Consider the following 19564-nt stretch of genomic DNA (forward strand, 5'->3'; position numbering starts at 1 on the left):
AGTAAATAATGCATATGGACATTTTAAGGAGGTTTAAAATGGAAAAATTGGTTTGCAGTTGTGGCAGCTTTAATTTTATAGAGGAAAAGAAAACATATATTTGTAAAGCATGTGGTAACAGATATAATAAAAAAAGAATGATATATTGTGAAAGTGATGTAGAAATTAATAATGAATATTATTCCAAAAGAGAATGTAAAGGGAGAAAAGTTTATTGTGTAGACAATAATAGAATAGCCATATTAAACAAAAAAGAATATGTAGTAATAAATATGGGAAGAGATAACTTAGTTGAAGCAAACTTTGAAATTACTAACAATGCTGTTGAAGTTATATGCGTATCTAACAGAATAATAGAATTTACCTATAATAAAAAAATAAATATTTACGATTCTGTAACAAAGGAATTATTACGTACTATAAAAAAGGATGTTAAATTTTTTTATACAATAGAAAATGGTATATTGATTTTGGATAATAAAAAATTATGTTTATATGATTTTGATTTTACATCAAGTAAGGTAATATTTGATTTTGGCAATGAATATGGAATGGATATTTATATACAAATAAAAAATGTTAGTACTAATAATGATAAATCAAAGATATGTCTATTTTATACATGTATGCAATCGGATAATCAAATTTGCGGCAGTATATATATTGATAAAACTCTGAGAATAGAAAATAGATGTTGGGAACATCCGTATAAAACTATAATTTGTGATTTTGAAAATAAAAAATATATTGTGGTAGAAAATAATGTATTATTTGAAATGGACGAAAATGAAGATAAAAAGTATATATTAAGTTTACCTAAATTAGAAAGTATTTTAGATGGTGGAATTTCATATCCGGAAATATTTATCGAATATCCCAAAAACATTAAATGTTGTAATGGAAAATATTATTTTATCTTTGACTCAGCATTTTTAGTTGTTGATTCAAAAGATAAAGGCGTTATATATTGTTATATTGATGATAGACATAACCTGATACAGTCTTTTGAAGTGAATAGTGAGGATATGATATTTTTTTCGGTGGGCAATAAATCATATATACTAGAAAAAACTTATGAAGAAATGTATAGTTAATTCAAAAGAATTCGTTTTACATGAATTGTCCTATATGATGATACAGTAATTGATAATTCTGAATTAGAACGATGGTTAGCCTCGGCAGCAATAGGCTACGCAAATGGGAAAAGGATATTTTGTTATCCTTGGATGAATTCAAGTGATATCGAGTACCTAAGGGAACAACTATCTCAGACAGTTAATGTGTTGATAGATGAAGGCTGTATTGTTATTTTCCCTACAACAAAAGAAGAAAATATAAAAAAATTATCTGACAAAAATTGTATTATATATCTGTAGCCGTTAAGTATTTTTATAACGATTCAACCTGATATATGAATATCGATAGAATATATTATTTGGAGGAAATTATCCTATGATTAATGGTATTATTTTTCAGCGTGATGATAATAGAGAATATAAAGGTGTTGAATGGGATAATTGGTATTTGAACAATATTTTTTCAGAATTATTAGAAGATTTTTTTGGTGAAAATATTGAGAAGTCTTGGTATGATTCGAATTATGTTGATGTATGTAATGATTATTCTTTTATTGAAAAATATATAGAATTATCTAAAAGAGAAAATATCAAGTTTCGTATGCTGCTTTGTGAGACAGATAGGTTAAAACCTCGATTAACCAATATTAATTGGAAAACTAAGTTTATTGGATATGATTATGCTTATTTAGGTGGCTCCTATTATTCGGCAGTTTATAATGATATATATTCAAAAAGAATTCAGCAGTTTTTATATTTTAAGTTAAATTGCAATGGATTGTTTGAGCATATTGAAAACCTCAATGAATTTATAAGATTACGAGAGGATATGATAAGTCAAGATAATAATATGATTTTAGAACAAGGTGATTTCACAATTTATAAACTATATGAAATAAATTTATAAATAAGACGGAAACAGAGATGAAATTTAGACCAGCTATGCAATTAGAACATTGGCTGGTCTGCTATATTATAACCCAAAAGAGTTTATGGCAAAGGTAGTCGTAAGATAATTGATGATTTGCCAGAAACTACTATCGGAAAAGGTGTTGCTAGAAACTTTGAATCAACAGGTGATTTTGAACAGACAATTAAGGATTTTGATGCTCTCAATCCTACCGATGTGAAAGAAATTCAAACACAATATGGACCAGGAAAAGTCGGTAAGTTGAGTGATGGAACAACAGTTGTTGCTCGTCCAGGTAGTACAACAGGAGGAGCGACTCTTGAAATAAGGGTGTACAATAGGAAAGTGTATAAAATTTGATATTAGGAGAGATAAAAGATATGGAAAAATGGAAAGAAGTATTTATTGGGACAATTCCAAAAGCAGTTTACCAAGTGCAACTAATAAATGGTGAGAAACAAGGATTAACTATAAAACTGTTAAGTAGTCAAACATGCGTAATGATTAATTTTGGTATGGTTCAAGCAGTACGTATGCTAGATGAAGGAATTGTGCAAAGTAACCTTTATTCTGAAAATGAAATACGGAAATATAAGGATAATGATTTTCAGAATATAATTTATGAAGTACAAGATGGTAAATTTTTAGAGCAAATAAATCAAATTTCTGATGGTTATGGAGAGGCTTTAAATTTAAAACATTATGTAGTGATTACTCAGAATTACAATATTGATATTGCAACTGAATGGGAACCAACAATAGAAATTTTAAAGATGTAATAATTCGGGACATTTTTCTTGACGATTCCAAACACCCATGTTACAAGCGGCATTCAGTAATCCACATAAGTTATGTGTTGTATTAATAATCCCATAACTCATATTTGTACTGGTAGAAGTAAAAATTGTTCCTGCAATAGTAACAAACCATTCACAGTTTAGATTGATTTGGAATAGTGTATAATCCCATCTTTGACAGTTGATTTTGTCAAATCACTTGGAATAACGAAACTAAATATATCAATAGCAGGCAGTGGTCATTTTGATTCTGCAAGTATTATTGATGAAAGTAATGATGTAGAGATAAAAAATAAGGAATTAGTCTGGCTTACAGAAGAAAATTGTTCAGAATATTATATCGCTCCCAATATAAATATTGAATAATTTAATGAGTCAAATAATGCAATTGTATATTGTTATTATAAAGATATGAATAACTATGAAATAGGAGAAACATATGGATAAAACCGGTGAACTTAGGTACAAGATAGAACAAATTAAATATGACATAGGTACAAAGGAAATGGAGTTAGCAGGACTAAAGAAAATGCTAAGAGATTACAAGGAACATATCGTTATCAATATTGGTATTTTGCTTGTAATTCTCTTGTTTTATAGCATTACTATATGGGGCAATTATGATAATGTGATATCAAAGGCTTTTATAATGGTATTAAAGCCACTTTACTATGCATTTGCAATTGTATATATTGTTAAATTTATCATAAAGCCAATATATGAAATGTATATAAACAGTAATTTAGAAACAGCAAGAAGGACGGCTATTAAGAAAGGTGTAGATTCTGTAAGTATTAAAAGGGAAATGTGCGAAAAAGAACTTTTGATATTGAAAATGCGACTTCGGGAAGCTGAAGAAGAACTGGCAAAAGAAGTTAAGTTATAAAGAAACAGGGAACTTGAAAGTTATATCACAATCAAGTTCCCTGCTTGTTTTATTTTCTATGAAAGTGTGAGTTATAGGACAAAACATGTTATACAAAGCAATGTAAATGTAGTGTAGAATATTACTAAATAATATTATTCGCTTTTATATAACATATAAACTTTAATAAAATATCAATAAAGATTTTAGTCGAGCTTAAGTTTGCCCTCTGCCTCTAATTGCTTACGAATATTTTGCATTTTCATATCAGTTTCGTAGATAACATTTGCACAATTTGTAAGTTGAGAGACCACATCCTCTACATCGTCCTGACTTTTCTTGTAATGAATCTGGTGTTCGAGGCTTGCCCAGAAATTCATAGCAATTGTTCGAATCTGAACCTCAACCTTCATCATCTGCTTGCCGGTTGATAAGAAAATTGGAACTTCGACCACAAGATGCAGACTGCGATAGCCATTTGGTTTAGGATTCTTGATGTAATCCTTTCGCTGGATTAAAGTAATATCGTCCTGTGCAATAAGCATATCTGCCACCGTATAAATGTCATCAATAAATGGGCAGATTACTCGGATACCTGCTACATCATGAAGATTATACAGAATACTGTCTAGTGTTACAGGAAAGCCTCTTCGTATTAATTTTTCGTAAATGCTCATTGGTTTTTTAATTCTTGCTTTAATATTATCAATAGGATTACGTTCGGTTGTATTCTGAAATTCATCATTTAACACCTCGAGTTTTGTGCGTACCTCACGAATTGCACAACCATACCAGCACATTATTTCTTTGAATTTTTCAGCCTGCTTAATGGCTAATTCTCCTTTTTTACTGTTAAGCATTTCTACGAAAAATTCTTCATCTAAATTTTCCTCCATAGTAAAAACCGTACCTTTCATTATATTAATAGGATTCAGGCTGAAATGCCTGAATTGATATTAAACAGATTGACCCTTATGCAATCTGCTAATTAGTTGCAAAATATAATTATAAATATATTACAAATACTTTTCTAGAATCTTTGCTCTCTGCCTCCAAGTATGGAAATTACTTGTTATATTGTAGGCATTCTGTGACATAGAAATCATTTTATCGGGATTAGACAGTAATATATGCGTGATTTCCGGTAAATCATCAATCTTTGATAAGTCATAGAAAGCAATAGCATTTTTATTGTCAAAAATTTCGTGCAGATATTTACTGCCATCACTAAGATTAACAGCACCATTCATTGCAGCATTGAAAATGCGGTCATGTGCTCCATCCTTAAACCATGGCATCACATTTAGCGAAATTTTTGAAGTCGCAAGCTTCCTAAGGCACGTAAGCGAATTAACACCGCCATGCATTATCAGATTTTCAGGATGCTTATACGTCTGCATATCCAGACCATTACCAAAGGCATCTACCTTAAAACCATTATCAACTAATGTTTTGACGACTTTGCCACGCATATAGAAACGAATATATAAATCTATAAATATCATATTTGCCATACAGGTATTAAGGTCACTATCCGAAATATCTTCAATTTCTGCTACAAGATGTTGTTCAAAAGCTTCGGCAATATCAAGATAAGGGTGAGCTATCAAATCATCAATAATATTTTTGTAGAATACGGAATAATCCTCTCCGAGTCTATTGATTTGTGGTTCAAAATCAGATGGAGGAGTATAATTTCCCGTAAAAATAATATCTATATTGCGATTACTTAGAAAATTATCATAATCAATAAATTTATTAAATGCAATATCGGTATTGGCATTAATATTAATATCGGCATAAGAGGTTCCGGCAAGTGGAAGAAATGGACCTAATTCAATATTACCATAAAATCTTTTCATATATTGCAGATGCTTTTTATCAATACAAAACTGCATATAATTCTTAGGTAATCTGCAATAATTTTTATAATAATAAAAAGGGTGGTCCACAACTATATTCAAACAACGAATTTTATAATCATCAAAAAATAAATGATTTTCAGAATAAAATATTGTTTCGCCACTCAGACCAATAAAGTTAAAAGTAATTATTGTCGCTTCGCCTTTATGACAGAAGTTAATAAGTTTATTAAAACTGTTAAATTGGTCTTCCATATCAAATATAAATGTCTGATATCCCATTTCTTCAAATGCATTGGCTAACTGGATAGAGAAAAAACCTAAGGTTTCAACTCCACCCTTGAATAAAATGATTTTCTTCTTCATAGTAATCTCCATTCTGCATATATTAAATCCGCAGAATTGCGAGTAAGATTTAAGAGTTTGATTTCAAATAAAAATTATTCAAATTTAATATTTTTCTCGGCCCATATTTTTAATGCATTAGCATTATTAGAAATCTTTTCTAATGAGTCAAGAATATTTTTGAATTCTTCTATTTCAGAACTGTCAATTGTTCCGTCCTCTGATATTGCAATAAGAGAAACTCTTATACTGTCAATATCTTTTATAGAACCTAATACTTTTAATGATAATCGGTCAAAATCATCGATTATTACTTTTGAAATTGTATGCTGACCAATTGGACATTGCTCAGCGCAATGCGAATTGCAAAGTTCAGGTGCATTATATTGTTTTGACATAGCTAAAACTTCTTCAGGATAAGGAACAATATTTCCTAATTCGATGTTTGCAAGTCGTGTTCTGTCGATGTTAAGTATTTCAGAAGCTTTTTCACGACTGGAAAATGCCTCGTTCTGTTTAGCGGCTTCATATCTTGCGATACAATACATATTGTCGGCTGCTTTGGTTGCTTTCTTTCCCATTTATTCCTCCATATTAATGAACTACTACTATGCTTCACATAAATATGACTATCTTATAATTTATGCTTATCTATAGTCATAGAATTCATATTTTAGTTCTCAGTATTCTTTATTATGTATTCTTCATAACGCTTCTGTGATGCAAGCATTTCCTCGGACATATTAGAATTAAGAATACGTTCGGTTTTCTCTTCATCTATTGAATTAAATGCGGCTAATGCATCAGCTAAATCGTCTAAACTAAAAAGATTTTCCATAAGATACCTCCATTCTACATACAAAAGCACATAACTATAAAATGTGTGATGTCTGATGCACACATTTTATAGTTTGTTCACAAATGATTTCTATTTATATTATACTTCATTTTGTAGGATAAGTAAAAGAGAAAATAATATACTTTTAAATTTTTCAAAGAACTTTAAAATATATTATTTTCTCTTCGGAATGCGGGTTGAGATATAGGGGTTAATTGTCCTCTTTATTAAGAACTCCGCGCGGAATTATTCTGGCGAGATATACAATAGGAGTATCTGCAAGACTTGTTACGATAAATATAACATAGCTTGAGATAACAATATTTATTAATGTTTTGAAAGAATGTACTCCAAGGAACGCACCAAATGTAAATAACAGGTTATTTAGAAATTGTGAAACGAGTGTCGAACCGTTATTTCTTACCCAGAGATATCTTTTTTGATCTCCACATTTCTTAGTAGTAAAATTCCACCATTTATGATAAGCCCATACATCAAATTTCTGGACGATTGCATATACCAAAAGACTTACAAGCATAAGTCGTGGTGTGTTTGAAAATATATTTTTTATAGATGGATATGCCCAGTCAGAAGCTGCAGGTTTATACCACATCCACGAATATGTGAGGAAAATCATTGTAAGTGAAGTTATAATACCTATATTAACAGCTCTTTTTGAAGTTTCTTTACCATATAATTCGCTAAGAATATCAGTTACTAAAAACGTTGCGGCAAATAGGATATTTCCGAGAGTCATTTCCATGCCAAAAGCTTTTACCATAACCAGAACCTCAATATTGGCTGTTATTGTGGCAAATGTTGTAAAAGCCATAAGGCCCTGTTTTCCAAAAAGATAGAGCCATAATAATACGGAACCATAGATTCCAATTATACTTAAGATTAATAATAATTCATTAGTCATTTTTATAGTTATCCTTTCAAAGTCAGTTTCATCCAACACCAAAATCAGTATTGTTGAGTAAAATATCTACACGATTGTTGTTGATATATAGTGGATAAACATTTTCTATAAAATTTTTGATGACACGTGGATCGGGATGTATAGGCATACCATTGTCTACCATAATATTTACGCATACTCTTTCAAAATATTTAAGTCCTGTTTCTATATCATTAATCATACTTTCAGAAGTCTGACCTGGAATACCTTGTAACAAACATACTTCATCAAAGTATTTTGCAATTTCTGCAGGAGAATCGGTATCAATTCCCTTAACCAGATAGGACTCTCTGAATAAGGAATCAAAAGTTTCAACACCTATTTTAATTTTTGCTTTGATACCGTTGGTGTCAAAAAGTCTGCGTAAATCCTCAACACTATCCTTATGCATATAATGACATTCAAAATGTATTTCGGAAATATTTTTTTCCTTACATTTTGTGATAATATAATTCATAGTCTTTGTATCTAAATCTACAAAACTGCCAGAGTTAATAACTTCAAGTTTTGCGTAGATGCCGGATACTCTGTCAAGCACCTCTTTATTGAGGATAAAATTTTGTTCTTCATCAGGGCAGCGATCTAAATGATAATTACAGAATCGGCATTTTAGCCATTTACATCCATTGCCACGAAGCAGAGTGATTTCGCGGGGATTTTTCTCTGTGATTATTGAATAACGTTCTAATGAAGAGTTATCTGTATTCGCCATTGTTTTTGCCTTTCAGATTAAAAATACTCCTACAAAACTGTAGGAGTATATAGTCAAAATTTACATATAAAAATATAATAGTCCCTAGTTTTGTTTACAGACAGGATGGTTACGAACTGTCTTATTAAATTGTAAAAAATTATCCATATTATAAATATACATTATATATTTATAAAGTACATAGGATAATATATGACATAGACAAGTAAATATTAATTATATTCGAAGGTATAATTAAATACCAGGACGTGAATATATCTACAACGAGAGATATTGTAGTCTATGACTTTTAAGTTGTCAAGCAGTAGTTTTCTGCCTTGAAAGCCAGGTATCAAATCTGTCTTTAATAATTTCAAACTGTGCAGGACCTATATCAAGAATAAATTTATGAAAATCTTTTATGTTAAATTTGTCGCCTAACTCTGACTCGGCAGTTTCTTTCATATCAGTAAATTCTAGATAACCAATATAGTATGCAAGATATACAGCCGGATCTTCGACAAGTGTTTCAAAAATTTCATCTCCAACAGATTCATCATATCCGATTGAGGTTATGAAATCTTTAGTCTCCTGTCTGCTCCAGCCATCATAATGAATGCCGATATCTGCAAGACAGTAAACATCATATGACAGGCATTGCATAGCCTTATTGAACTTAATGGTATCCTTATCCTGACCAGAATAATTGAAACTGTATAACTCAGCATAAAGTCCCCAGCCTTCAATATAACCGGTGTATCTTAAGAGATTTCTTATAAGATCAGGATTAGTATTCTGGAAATATGTTGTCTGATACATATGTCCCGGAAATCCCTCATGCGCAAGTACAGGATATAAATCCATATCTTTATAAGTTTCATTCCTGTTAATATAGATATTATTCTTAGATGTATTATCTATATGTGGAATGTAGTAATAAGCAGGATTCTCATATTTCTCAATGTCCTTTGGTACATCAGATACAGTATAATTTGTGTCGTAGCCTTCTGGAAAATCAGCAGTAATTTTGTCAAGTAAGTGTTTTAGAATTGTATCAGGCTCAGATGTATCAAAAGAGTATTTATCCATCTTATCATATAAATCAGCATCTTTATAAGAAAGTACCATAATGGAATTAAGATCTTTCTTTAGTTTCTTATTAAGCATATTCTTGATTTCTGAAACGGTCTTATCAGAAGATGTGATGTCTCTTACAAGAAGTTCATAATATTTCTTACCATTTTCATAATTGCATAAACCACCCTCATTTTTGCATTTACCCTTTAATGAGGATAAAGAGGAAATCATCTTCTGATAGGCAGGTAATATTGAATTTTTAACTATATCGGTGTTCTCTTTAATATAGTTATCCTTTTCGGATGATTCAATGTCAGATAATTTGTTAATCTTATCGTTAAAAGTTGTAATTAGAAAATGATTATCAGTATTACTGATAAATTCGTTACAGGAATCAATAAGGGAATCAATCCAGAAATCAGGAATTCCCATACCTTTTTCAGCCTTTTCACTTTCATAAGACATAACACTGTCATAATAATCAGGTATAAGTTTAATTAACTCAATATAATCTTTAACATCAGACTTTGCATTAAATTCAAATTCTCCAAGGAATGATGGAAGAGAAGTCTGTATACCTGACATTGGGGAGAGGTAATCTTCATAAAGATAAAAATCACTGAAATTAAGCGTATCTTCTAAATCGGTTTTTAAAATATCATATGTAAGTTTCTGGTTATCAGTTAAATAGTCATAATTAAAATCAACAAGTTCATCAAGATATTTTTGAACTTTTTCATTATCTTCATCAAAGGATTCCTTAGATGCATCGCCAAGAGTATATGGACAGTTCTTAAAGCCATAATCTTCGGGATATGAGAAGTATGAATGAACAGATAGCGAGCTTTCAGATACAATTTCCTTAAATAAATCTGAAGTAAATGTGTCGAATTTCTTCTGTTCAGCGGTTGCTTCCTCAGAATCATTTGCATCAGCTTCATTATCCTTATCTGAAGTAGTAATCTCTGAATCGTTAGAATCAGGTTTGCTGTTGATGGTAACGCTTCTACAAGATGTACATACTAATACAATAAGTAAAAGTACTGTTAGAAATTTTTGATAAAATTTTTTCATAAACCCTCCATTTAATATTAATAAATATAATATCGTAATTAATAGTTGTATTAGAGATTATAAAACGGCTTAATAAAAAAAGCAAATAATTATATTGACAATTAGAAAAAGATGATATATCATTTATAACACACAAATCAAAATGTTGCAACACAAAAATAAAATATTACAAATAGTCATTAACTAAATAATTAACTAATAAGTTAAACTAAGGAGTGTGAAGATATAGTGAGGATAGATAAAACAGAGAAATTAAAGATGAAAGGGCTAAATAGAGATAATCAAAGTACAAATATATTAGAGGTGAAAAATAAAGGGATAAAAATTAAGAAAACATATTTAAAAAATGTTGTTAGTGTTTTCGGGGTAATGGTTATTCTGTTAGTTGTGTTACTGTTGGGTGAAGATAAAACATATGGATATGCAGACACTAATTTGTATAAGGAGACATTAGAATTTGATTCAAATGGTAATCTTAGAATGACAACGCATGATAAGAAAGCTACATCTGCCATAATATACAGGACGATAGGCTGGGTTATAAAGAGGTATGATATGCCTATTAATGCAAGGGGGCAGCAGTATGCAATAATTCCTGTTAGTAATAATGTGGAATATAGAGATGATCCTAATAATCCTGCATATATGTATTGTTATTATACAGGGACTAAGGATACTATTGAAAAAGTTATAGATAGTGTTTCAAAAGAGTGGAAGAATCAGTTATTCAAATATGGAGACCATGTGTATATTGATGAAATTATGACTGTTGTAGAAAGGGGAAATGTTCTTGGTGGGTTTAATGCTGATGGGAGGAGCTTCTGGGGTGAAGTATATTTCGATTATGAAGGAATTTCTCAGGCTAGACCATGGGCATCAAAAGAGAGTCTAAAGACACATTATGATAAAAAGGTATATTTCCCTTCGCAGGTAAAGGAGAAGTATTTCAGAAAAACAGAGATGAAAATAGGTGAGGTTACGAACAAGAAAGATACAGAATGTAAAATGGATATTGGTGAAGGTAGTAAGTTTGCAAGCAGATATGATATAGAAAAAGCAGTTCCAACCGGCGAATCACTTTATGTTGATGGGAAAGCAGACAGTTATTTTTATAATATGGTTTTCTCGAAAAATATAATTTCGGTTTCTATTCCACTTAAATTTGTAATTACCTATACATTAAAGTGGAAAGATTATAGTGGAACACTTAGAAGTGAGAAAAAAGAGATTATACAATGGTATTATGTTAATAGGAGTGCATCATACTATATGGTAGAAGAGTGCAAGGTGCAATATCTTTCTGGTGCTCATGTAACGGGATATGCATTTGAAAAAGGAGAAATTGATATACCGGTTAATGGATTAACACCTAAAATGGTACAGGTGCATATGAATGACTATGATTATCACATGGAATTTCCTAAGTATAATGATGTGTATTATATTGACGGCGGAATAATAAGTCAATTAGAGATAAATGGTGTAAAGCCATCAATTCCGGATATAAACCGACATGCACTTGCTAATTCCAAAATAGGAGATATAAAAGTAAGAAACGATTATTTAGAGATTAATAAAATATGTTTTCTGGACAATAAATGGTCAAATAATAATGCAAAACAACCCTATATGGGAAAATTAGAAGATAAGACAGAGGTGTATGCGACAGGTTATTTAATTCCGCATACGAAGCAGAACAGACCGAGTCAGCCGACTTCGGGCTACTTTGTATATAAAGAATTTGGAACAACTAATAATACAAGGGTTGCAGCAAAAGATATAAAAAGTGTAAGTATACATACGCCGGTATATATAGATGGAAAAGTATTGAATACTACTAACGTTTATGATGCTAAAGATAATAGTTTATTAGTGGATAAAAATAATAAAGATAATAAGGCATTATATATTAATAATGAAATAAATAGTGAAGCAGATACACAGGAAAATATAATAATAAAGGGTAAAGAGTTTGAAGTTATGCCTATAACAACAGGTGAACACCAAAATTATCAGGGATATGGCAATCAGGATTACAATAGGTATATAGACAAAATAGAGATAAAGTTTGATGAAGATATAGAGATAAAAGAGGCGGATTGTGAAGAAACTAAATTATTATCTAAAGGTGAATGGATTGAATGGAAAGAGAAAAATAAGTATGTGACTAATACAGATAAGAACGAAATTAATATGGATATAAGAGCATATGCAAAGAATCATATAAGTGTTGGTAATGCATTGAATTATCTGGAAGAAAGAGCAAATAAAAATAGACAGAATTATGTAGCATATAATTCTGTTAAATGCAAAATTAAAGATAAAGATGATAATGAAGATAAAGAACCAACTGTTGAACACAGGGTTGTGGGAACACATTAAGAAAAGAATATTGACAATATGGTATATATGCGAATACAAAACCTTGCAAAATTCGTAATTTAAAGGTATTATTAAAGATAGTGATTTTATAAGAAAGATGCGGGAATTAAGTTGCCCGGCTTAAGATTAGAAATATGAATGTTATAAAAGGAGACATATTATGTGTAAAGATTGCAAGAATAAACCTTATTATTTAACAACTGCCATAGCATATACATCAGGTAAGCCACATATTGGAAATACTTATGAAATTGTACTTGCTGACAGTATTGCAAGATTCAAGAGAGAAGAAGGATACGATGTAAGATTCCAGACAGGAACCGATGAACATGGTCAGAAAGTTGAGCTTAAGGCTGAAGAAATGGGAGTTACTCCTAAGGAATTTGTAGATGGAGTATCTACTGAGATTAAGAGAATCTGGGACTTGATGAATACATCATATGATAAATTCATCAGAACTACAGATGATTACCATGAGAAACAGGTTCAGAAAATATTTAAGAAATTATATGACCAGGGAGATATTTATAAAGGTTTCTATGAGGGAATGTATTGTACGCCTTGTGAATCATTTTTTACTGCATCACAGTTAGTAGATGGAAAATGTCCTGATTGTGGAAGAGAGTGTCAGCCTGCTAAAGAAGAGGCATATTTCCTTAAATTATCAAAATATACAGACAGATTAATTGAACATATAAATAATCATCCTGAATTTATTCAACCACCATCAAGAAAAAATGAGATGATGAATAACTTTATCCTTGCAGGATTACAGGATCTTTGTGTATCAAGAACTTCGTTCAAATGGGGAATTCCTGTATCATTTGATGATAAACACATTGTATATGTATGGCTTGATGCATTATCAAACTATATCACAGGACTTGGCTATGATGTAGATGGTAATAGTGATGAGAAATTTAGTAAATATTGGCCAGCAGATTTACACCTTATTGGTAAAGATATTTTAAGATTCCATACAATTTATTGGCCTATTATGTTAATGGCATTAGATCTGCCACTTCCAAAACAGATTTTTGGACATCCTTGGTTATTACAGAATGATGGTAAGATGAGTAAGTCAAAGGGAAATGTTATCTATGCAGATGACCTTGTAGATTTATTTGGTGTTGATGCTGTAAGATATTTTGTTCTTCATGAGATGCCATTTGAAAGTGATGGTATTATTTCATGGGAATTAGTAGTAGAACGTCTTAATTCCGAATTAGCTAATACACTTGGTAATCTTGTTAACAGAACAATATCTATGTCTAATAAATATTTTGGTGGTGTTGTTACTGATAAAGGTGTCAATACAGAAGAATGTGATGCTGACCTTAAGAGAGTAGTACTTGAGACACCTGGTAAAGTTATCGCTAAAATGGATGAGTTAAGAGTTGCAGATGCAATTACAGAAATATTTACATTATTCAAGAGATGTAATAAGTATATTGACGAAACAATGCCATGGGCACTTGCTAAAGATGAGAGTCAGTCAGACAGACTTTCAACTGTATTATATAATCTTGTTGAGAGTATCTCTGTTGGGGCTAGTTTACTTGAATCATTTATGCCTGAGACATCTGGAAAGGTACTTAAGCAGTTAAATGCTGCTAAACGTACGCTTGACGATATGAATGAATTTGGTAAATATGTATCGGGTAATAAAGTAACTGACACACCTGAGATTTTATTTGCAAGACTTGACATAAATGAAGTATTAGAAAAAGTGGAGGCTTTAAAAGCAGCACAGCAGGGACCAAAATATCCTGAAGTTGAAGCTAAGGAAGAAATTACTGTTGACGATTTTGATAAGATCCAGATCAGAGTTGGCGAAGTCCTTAAATGTGAAAAAGTTAAAAAGGCAAAGAAACTATTAGTTTCTCAGATCAGAGTTGGAAATGAAGTAAGACAGATTGTTTCAGGAATTTCATTACATTATACACCTGAAGAAATGGTGGGAAAGAAAGTTGCAGTTATAACTAACTTAAAGCCTGCTAAGTTATGTGGATTAATATCAGAGGGTATGATTCTGGCAGCAAGTGATGATGATGGAAACCTCTCGGTATTAACAGTAGATAAAGACATAATTAGCGGATCGGAGATTTGCTAAAATGATATTTGATACACATGCACATTATGATGATGAAGCATTTGATACTGATAGAGATGAATTGCTCACAAGTATGAATGAGAATGGCATATGCAATATCGTAAACGTGGGTGCATCTATGGACTCGACAAAAGCATCTGTAGAGTTATCGAAGAAATATGATTTTATGTATACTTCTGTAGGAGTTCACCCAAATGAAACGGGTGAACTCACAGAAAATGATATGTACACACTAAGAAAATTATCCGAGGATAAAAAAGTAGTTGCCATAGGTGAAATAGGATTAGATTATCATTTTTTAGAACCAGACAAAGATATTCAAAAGAAGTGGTTTAGAAAGCAGCTGGATGTTGCGGCAGAAACAGGACTTCCGGTTATAATTCATAGTCGTGATGCAGCAAGTGATACAATGTCGATACTGAAAGAATATCAGGGTAAATTATCAGGCGGCGTAATTCATTGCTATTCTTATAGCCTTGAAATGGCGAAAGAATATATAAAAATGGGATATTATATCGGTATTGGCGGTGTAGTAACATTTAAGAATGCGAAAAAACTCATTGAGGTAGCAGAAAATATAGCACTAGAGAATATAGTGTTAGAAACGGATTGTCCATATTTATCACCTGAACCAAATCGAGGTAAGAGAAACGATTCAATTAATTTACATTATGTCGTAAAGAAAATATCTGAATTAAGAGGTATTTCAGAAGAAGAAATAATAGAGCAGACATATAAAAATGCAATTGATTTATATAAATTGAATTAATTAAAGTAGAATAGATAAATTGCATTGAAACGGAGGGCTATATGGCTACATTAGGCATACCTAAGAATACGATTGAAATATTGCAGAAGTACAATTTTACATTTCAGAAGAAATTTGGACAAAACTTTTTGATTGATACAAGAGTTCTTGAGAGAATCATAGCACAGGCTGAGATTACGAAAGATGATATGGTGTTAGAGATTGGTCCGGGAATTGGTACAATGACACAGTATTTATGTGAAAATGCAAGGGAAGTCGTAGCTGTTGAAATAGATAATTCGCTTATTCCTATCTTAGAGGATACATTAAGTGAATATAATAATGTAACAGTTATTAATGATGATATTTTAAAAGTGGATATTAATAAACTGGTAGAAGAACACAATGCAGGAAAGCCTATAAAAGTCGTTGCAAATCTTCCGTATTACATTACAACTCCGATAATAATGGGACTTTTTGAGAAAAAAGTGAATGTGGACAGTATAACAGTAATGGTTCAAAAAGAGGTCGCAGATAGAATGAAATCAGGTCCCGGAAGCAAGGATTATGGTGCGTTGTCGTTAGCAGTCCAGTATTATTCAAAGCCTGAGATAGTTGCAAATGTACCGCCTAACTGTTTTATGCCAAGACCTAATGTAAGTTCAGCAGTCATAAGGCTTAAATTGTATGACGAAATGGCAGTTAAAGTAGAGAACGAAAACTTGTTATTCCGACTTATAAGGGCATCATTTAATCAAAGAAGAAAAACATTGGTAAATGGAATTAAGAATTCGGGGGAACTTAATTATACAAAAGAGCAGGTTGTCGAAGCACTTGCTAAAATGGGACTTAATGAGAATATAAGAGGTGAAGCATTAACACTAGAACAATTTGGTGAATTATCTGATATTCTAAATGAAATGTAGTATGAGTGGCAATTATATATAAGCATGATGTATTAAAAAGTTCCTGCCAATAAATAATTGTCATATTTCTTATTTGCTCAGCATACATTAAGTAAGAAAGCAAATAAAAGAAAAGGAATACACAGTACACAAATTTAGGCGTGTACATAAGGGTAAAAGCTTTAGAATGGAGGAAAAATGGGAGATTATAAAAGGCTGATTTCATATATATATTCATATGAAAGAGGAACAAAAAGTAAAAATGCGGGGTTTGCGAAAATTGAATCCAGAAATGGAATATGTAAAGTCAATATATCTCTAAGAATTGCCGATGAACTTATGAATGAAGCAGAAGACAATATGTTAGAGGTATTTTTCTTTTATAGAGATAATGGTGAAGTTAAGAAAGTGTTCTTAGAACGAATCAGGATTGTTAATGGATGCAGTATGATAAAAATGCGAATGAATTCTGATAATATTGGAAATGTAGGAATAGCAATAGACAGAATTACAGGTATTTTCATCTGTACGAGAGCATTTTTAAAGGGAGTACATAATTTAAACATTGTATATGCATCAGAGTGGGACGATATTCCGATAGAAGTGAATAAATTCAAGGAAAAGAGCAATGACGATATTAATATACAGAATAGTACAGAGGCAGAATTGAAAATTGCAGAGGGACCATTAGATAGTGATACATATGATATTAAAGGCGAGGCGTTGGAGAATAACATAAATTTATATCGAAATGCAGCTGTAGAAACTGATGCAGAGTCACAGTTAGTATCTGTGTTAAATAGTAATTCGGGAACAGAGATAGAACCTGAAGTTAAAGGGGAAATAAAAAGTGAAATAAAAAGTGAAATGGAAACTAATGCAGAGCCGGAGCCTGAGATAGAAAATGACACAAAAAGTGAAATAGAAACTAATGAAGAGCCGGGAACAGAGATAGAACCTGAAACAGATTTTGCAGATGATAGAAAAAAATGTAATAATAAATTAGCAGATATGCTAAAGGAAGAGCAGAAAAATGACGAAATAGATGATACAGGGAATGCTGATTCGGTTGCAGGCGACTATTTTAGAATGTTATGTAATTGTTATCCTAAGATAAGAGTTAATGAGATAAATGGCGAATGTATAAAGATTACGCCACATGATATATCATATCTTCCGAAGAAATATTGGCATTTATGTAATAATAGCTTTTTGCTTCATGGTTTTTATAATTATAAATATTTATTGCTATGTGAAAAAAAGATGGATTCAGGGAAGAAATATCTTGTTGGAGTTCCGGGAATGTTTCATCAAAAGGAACAGGTAATAGCAAGAATGTTTGGTTTTACGGAATTCGAATGTAATAATGCAACGAACCGATATGGAAATAAAGCTATGAAATTTGGATACTGGTGTATGTATTTATAAATTGTTACAGTAAAAAGAATAAAGAGGAAAGGACGCCTAAGACATTCTCTATTGTGTCAGTGGCTATATTGTCTTTTGACAATATATGGGATAAGAGTATGAAGTTTATAGTTATGGATAAACTTAGAAAAGGAATGAGACTGGCAAGACCGGTATATAACAGAGATGGAGTGCTATTATATGACATTAATACTAAGTTAGATAAGCAGGGGGTTAACAGTATAAAGAATTTCGGATTATTAGGCGTGTACATATTAGAGCCTACAGAACCTGCACAGGAAATGTCTGAGGAAGACAGAGAATTCGAGAAATTCCAGACAGTAGCACAGTTCTCATTGAAGAAACAGTTAGATATGATAGTGGAACAGAAGAATGAGAAAGACATTCAGAAATTAGCAGATTCCATTATAAGACAGTTTGGAAAAGTAGGTCATAAAATCAATTTCAATAAGACACTTAGAAGCCCAGAGGATTATGTATATAAACATTCCATAAGTGTTGCCATACTCTGTGCATTAATGTCATCTCAGCTTAATATGTCATATATGGAGCAGATTAATATTGTAACAGCAGCACTTATTCATCAATTAGGAAGAGCTATGGTGCCTGTAAATATTTTGAAAAAAGGCAGCAACCTTAATGAAGAAGATATGTATACAATAAACAAATGTGAGATAGATGGAAATGAATTGATACAAAAAGATTATGAGATTCCGTCACTTACAAGAATTATTGTTTCACAGAATCTGAAAGAAATAAAAGGAACAAATAGCACTGATGCCAAATTATTAGAGGGTACCAAAATGTTAAGAGTGGCTGATGCATTTGATGAAATGACAAGTATGAACATTAACGCAGAACCAAGTTCAGACATTATGGCAGTCAGAGAATTAATTAATAATAAGAAAATGTTTGATGAGAAACATGTTGGTGCATTGCTTAAGAGCATTAATATACTTGTACCGGGTGTATGTGTTGAATTGTCAAATAAAGAAAAAGGTCTTGTTATTAAGGAGAATGAAGATAATATTTTAAGACCGGTAGTGCTTGGCTTTAATAATAACGAAGTCTATGATTTAGGCGACGACTTTACATTTATGAGAGTAAGAATCTTTGATGTGTTGAAATCTATGGACAATCGTGTTCCGATAGATAAAGCCACAATAGATAAATATATTAAAGAATATTCAGAAAAGCAGGCAGAAAACAATAATGAATAGATATTACGAAATAGTGGAATAAGATAATCTGAAAGTCTCCGACGGATGGGCAATGTATAAATACCCATTTGTCGGAGATTTGTATATCAATATTAATATAGTGGCTTATTGAACTATGGAGAAAAAAGAGTTATAAGACAAAATATATTGCTGACTAATCCCGGTCGTCAAATGTTTTGCCCTAGAACTCTTATTTTACTTACCAGGAAATTTCGTTGAAATTGTCCTGGTAAGTAAATAACGCTCCGCGAGGATCACACTGCGGCGGAGCA

General features: G+C 31.4%; 18 protein-coding genes and 1 pseudogene. 12 read left to right on the plus strand and 7 right to left on the minus strand.

Translation table 11 applies throughout. The features are described 5' to 3' along the window. Positions 1 to 38 precede the first annotated feature (38 nt). The 6 genes from OCV48_RS07565 to OCV48_RS07590 all read left to right on the plus strand — a co-directional run bounded on the left by OCV48_RS07565 (position 39) and on the right by OCV48_RS07590 (position 3669). Positions 39 to 1094, plus strand: a complete 1056-nt coding sequence (locus tag OCV48_RS07565; RefSeq protein WP_021982412.1) for a hypothetical protein — start codon at positions 39 to 41, stop codon at positions 1092 to 1094. A 358-nt stretch (positions 1095 to 1452) separates the two neighbouring features. Then, positions 1453 to 1983, plus strand: a complete 531-nt coding sequence (locus OCV48_RS07570; protein WP_147591564.1) for a hypothetical protein — start codon at positions 1453 to 1455, stop codon at positions 1981 to 1983. A gap of 117 nt (positions 1984 to 2100) precedes the next feature. Beyond that, positions 2101 to 2346, plus strand: coding sequence for a hypothetical protein (locus OCV48_RS07575; protein ID WP_021982397.1), 246 nt, complete (start codon positions 2101 to 2103; stop codon positions 2344 to 2346). 20 nt (positions 2347 to 2366) lie between these two features. Continuing rightward, on the plus strand, positions 2367 to 2765 hold the full coding sequence (locus tag OCV48_RS07580; RefSeq protein ID WP_021982396.1) for a hypothetical protein: 399 nt from the start codon (positions 2367 to 2369) through the stop codon (positions 2763 to 2765). Between the two features lie 192 nt (positions 2766 to 2957). After that, complete coding sequence (locus OCV48_RS07585) at positions 2958 to 3149, plus strand: hypothetical protein (protein ID WP_147591566.1); 192 nt, start codon at positions 2958 to 2960, stop codon at positions 3147 to 3149. Between the two features lie 73 nt (positions 3150 to 3222). Then, entirely contained in the window at positions 3223 to 3669 is a 447-nt protein-coding gene (locus OCV48_RS07590) for a hypothetical protein (RefSeq protein WP_021982395.1), read from the plus strand. Positions 3670 to 3854: 185 nt separating this feature from the next. Here the strand turns inward: OCV48_RS07590 and OCV48_RS07595 are convergent, their stop codons facing one another. From OCV48_RS07595 to OCV48_RS07625, 7 genes are all read right to left on the minus strand, one after another. Further along, entirely contained in the window at positions 3855 to 4544 is a 690-nt protein-coding gene (locus OCV48_RS07595; RefSeq protein WP_021982394.1) for a GTP pyrophosphokinase, read from the minus strand. 120 nt (positions 4545 to 4664) lie between these two features. Beyond that, positions 4665 to 5876: a glycosyltransferase gene (locus tag OCV48_RS07600; RefSeq protein ID WP_262559411.1), complete on the minus strand. Its 1212-nt coding sequence runs from the start codon at positions 5874 to 5876 to the stop codon at positions 4665 to 4667. A 74-nt stretch (positions 5877 to 5950) separates the two neighbouring features. Next, entirely contained in the window at positions 5951 to 6436 is a 486-nt protein-coding gene (locus OCV48_RS07605; RefSeq protein ID WP_021982392.1) for a helix-turn-helix domain-containing protein, read from the minus strand. A 92-nt stretch (positions 6437 to 6528) separates the two neighbouring features. Then, on the minus strand, positions 6529 to 6693 hold the full coding sequence (locus OCV48_RS07610; RefSeq protein WP_021982391.1) for a hypothetical protein: 165 nt from the start codon (positions 6691 to 6693) through the stop codon (positions 6529 to 6531). Between the two features lie 211 nt (positions 6694 to 6904). Then, positions 6905 to 7615 carry a queuosine precursor transporter gene (locus tag OCV48_RS07615; RefSeq protein WP_147591568.1) on the minus strand — a complete coding sequence of 237 codons (711 nt, stop codon included), beginning with the start codon at positions 7613 to 7615 and terminating at the stop codon, positions 6905 to 6907. Between the two features lie 28 nt (positions 7616 to 7643). Continuing rightward, positions 7644 to 8366 (minus strand): radical SAM protein, encoded by a 723-nt coding sequence (locus tag OCV48_RS07620; protein ID WP_147591569.1) that lies wholly within the window; start codon positions 8364 to 8366, stop codon positions 7644 to 7646. A 297-nt stretch (positions 8367 to 8663) separates the two neighbouring features. Further along, positions 8664 to 10496, minus strand: a complete 1833-nt coding sequence (locus OCV48_RS07625) for a DUF885 domain-containing protein (protein ID WP_147591570.1) — start codon at positions 10494 to 10496, stop codon at positions 8664 to 8666. A gap of 228 nt (positions 10497 to 10724) precedes the next feature. On the opposite strand from OCV48_RS07625, the gene OCV48_RS07630 reads away from it, so the two are divergent. The 6 genes and pseudogenes from OCV48_RS07630 (at position 10725) to OCV48_RS07655 (ending at position 19292) form a co-directional block, all read left to right on the plus strand. Then, positions 10725 to 12878, plus strand: a complete 2154-nt coding sequence (locus OCV48_RS07630; RefSeq protein WP_147591571.1) for a DUF5704 domain-containing protein — start codon at positions 10725 to 10727, stop codon at positions 12876 to 12878. 142 nt (positions 12879 to 13020) lie between these two features. Continuing rightward, a pseudogene (metG, locus tag OCV48_RS07635) lies at positions 13021 to 14991 on the plus strand (methionine--tRNA ligase); the annotation flags it as partial. Position 14992: 1 nt separating this feature from the next. After that, positions 14993 to 15760: a TatD family hydrolase gene (locus OCV48_RS07640; RefSeq protein ID WP_021982385.1), complete on the plus strand. Its 768-nt coding sequence runs from the start codon at positions 14993 to 14995 to the stop codon at positions 15758 to 15760. Positions 15761 to 15801: 41 nt separating this feature from the next. Then, the gene (gene rsmA / locus OCV48_RS07645; protein WP_021982384.1) at positions 15802 to 16665 is read left to right on the plus strand and encodes a 16S rRNA (adenine(1518)-N(6)/adenine(1519)-N(6))-dimethyltransferase RsmA; all 864 of its coding nucleotides are present in this window, start codon (positions 15802 to 15804) and stop codon (positions 16663 to 16665) included. A gap of 177 nt (positions 16666 to 16842) precedes the next feature. Beyond that, on the plus strand, positions 16843 to 18072 hold the full coding sequence (locus tag OCV48_RS07650) for a DUF6128 domain-containing protein (RefSeq protein ID WP_147591572.1): 1230 nt from the start codon (positions 16843 to 16845) through the stop codon (positions 18070 to 18072). Between the two features lie 98 nt (positions 18073 to 18170). Further along, positions 18171 to 19292, plus strand: coding sequence for an HD-GYP domain-containing protein (locus OCV48_RS07655; protein ID WP_147591573.1), 1122 nt, complete (start codon positions 18171 to 18173; stop codon positions 19290 to 19292). Positions 19293 to 19564 lie beyond the last annotated feature (272 nt).

Source organism: Bovifimicola ammoniilytica, from assembly GCF_025567085.1.
GTDB classification, from domain to species: Bacteria; Bacillota; Clostridia; order Lachnospirales; family Lachnospiraceae; genus Bovifimicola; species Bovifimicola ammoniilytica.

Bases quoted from the DNA above. Each gene is read 5' to 3' on its own strand.
- OCV48_RS07565 (WP_021982412.1), top strand. From the start codon at position 39: ATGGAAAAATTGGTTTGCAGTTGTGGCAGCTTTAATTTTATAGAGGAA.
- OCV48_RS07570 (WP_147591564.1), top strand. From the start codon at position 1,453: ATGATTAATGGTATTATTTTTCAGCGTGATGATAATAGAGAATATAAA.
- OCV48_RS07580 (WP_021982396.1), top strand. From the start codon at position 2,367: ATGGAAAAATGGAAAGAAGTATTTATTGGGACAATTCCAAAAGCAGTT.
- OCV48_RS07590 (WP_021982395.1), top strand. From the start codon at position 3,223: ATGGATAAAACCGGTGAACTTAGGTACAAGATAGAACAAATTAAATAT.
- OCV48_RS07595 (WP_021982394.1), bottom strand. From the start codon at position 4,544: ATGGAGGAAAATTTAGATGAAGAATTTTTCGTAGAAATGCTTAACAGT.
- OCV48_RS07600 (WP_262559411.1), bottom strand. From the start codon at position 5,876: ATGAAGAAGAAAATCATTTTATTCAAGGGTGGAGTTGAAACCTTAGGT.
- OCV48_RS07605 (WP_021982392.1), bottom strand. From the start codon at position 6,436: ATGGGAAAGAAAGCAACCAAAGCAGCCGACAATATGTATTGTATCGCA.
- OCV48_RS07610 (WP_021982391.1), bottom strand. From the start codon at position 6,693: ATGGAAAATCTTTTTAGTTTAGACGATTTAGCTGATGCATTAGCCGCA.
- OCV48_RS07615 (WP_147591568.1), bottom strand. From the start codon at position 7,615: ATGACTAATGAATTATTATTAATCTTAAGTATAATTGGAATCTATGGT.
- OCV48_RS07620 (WP_147591569.1), bottom strand. From the start codon at position 8,366: ATGGCGAATACAGATAACTCTTCATTAGAACGTTATTCAATAATCACA.
- OCV48_RS07625 (WP_147591570.1), bottom strand. From the start codon at position 10,496: ATGAAAAAATTTTATCAAAAATTTCTAACAGTACTTTTACTTATTGTA.
- OCV48_RS07640 (WP_021982385.1), top strand. From the start codon at position 14,993: ATGATATTTGATACACATGCACATTATGATGATGAAGCATTTGATACT.
- rsmA (WP_021982384.1), top strand. From the start codon at position 15,802: ATGGCTACATTAGGCATACCTAAGAATACGATTGAAATATTGCAGAAG.
- OCV48_RS07650 (WP_147591572.1), top strand. From the start codon at position 16,843: ATGGGAGATTATAAAAGGCTGATTTCATATATATATTCATATGAAAGA.
- OCV48_RS07655 (WP_147591573.1), top strand. From the start codon at position 18,171: ATGAAGTTTATAGTTATGGATAAACTTAGAAAAGGAATGAGACTGGCA.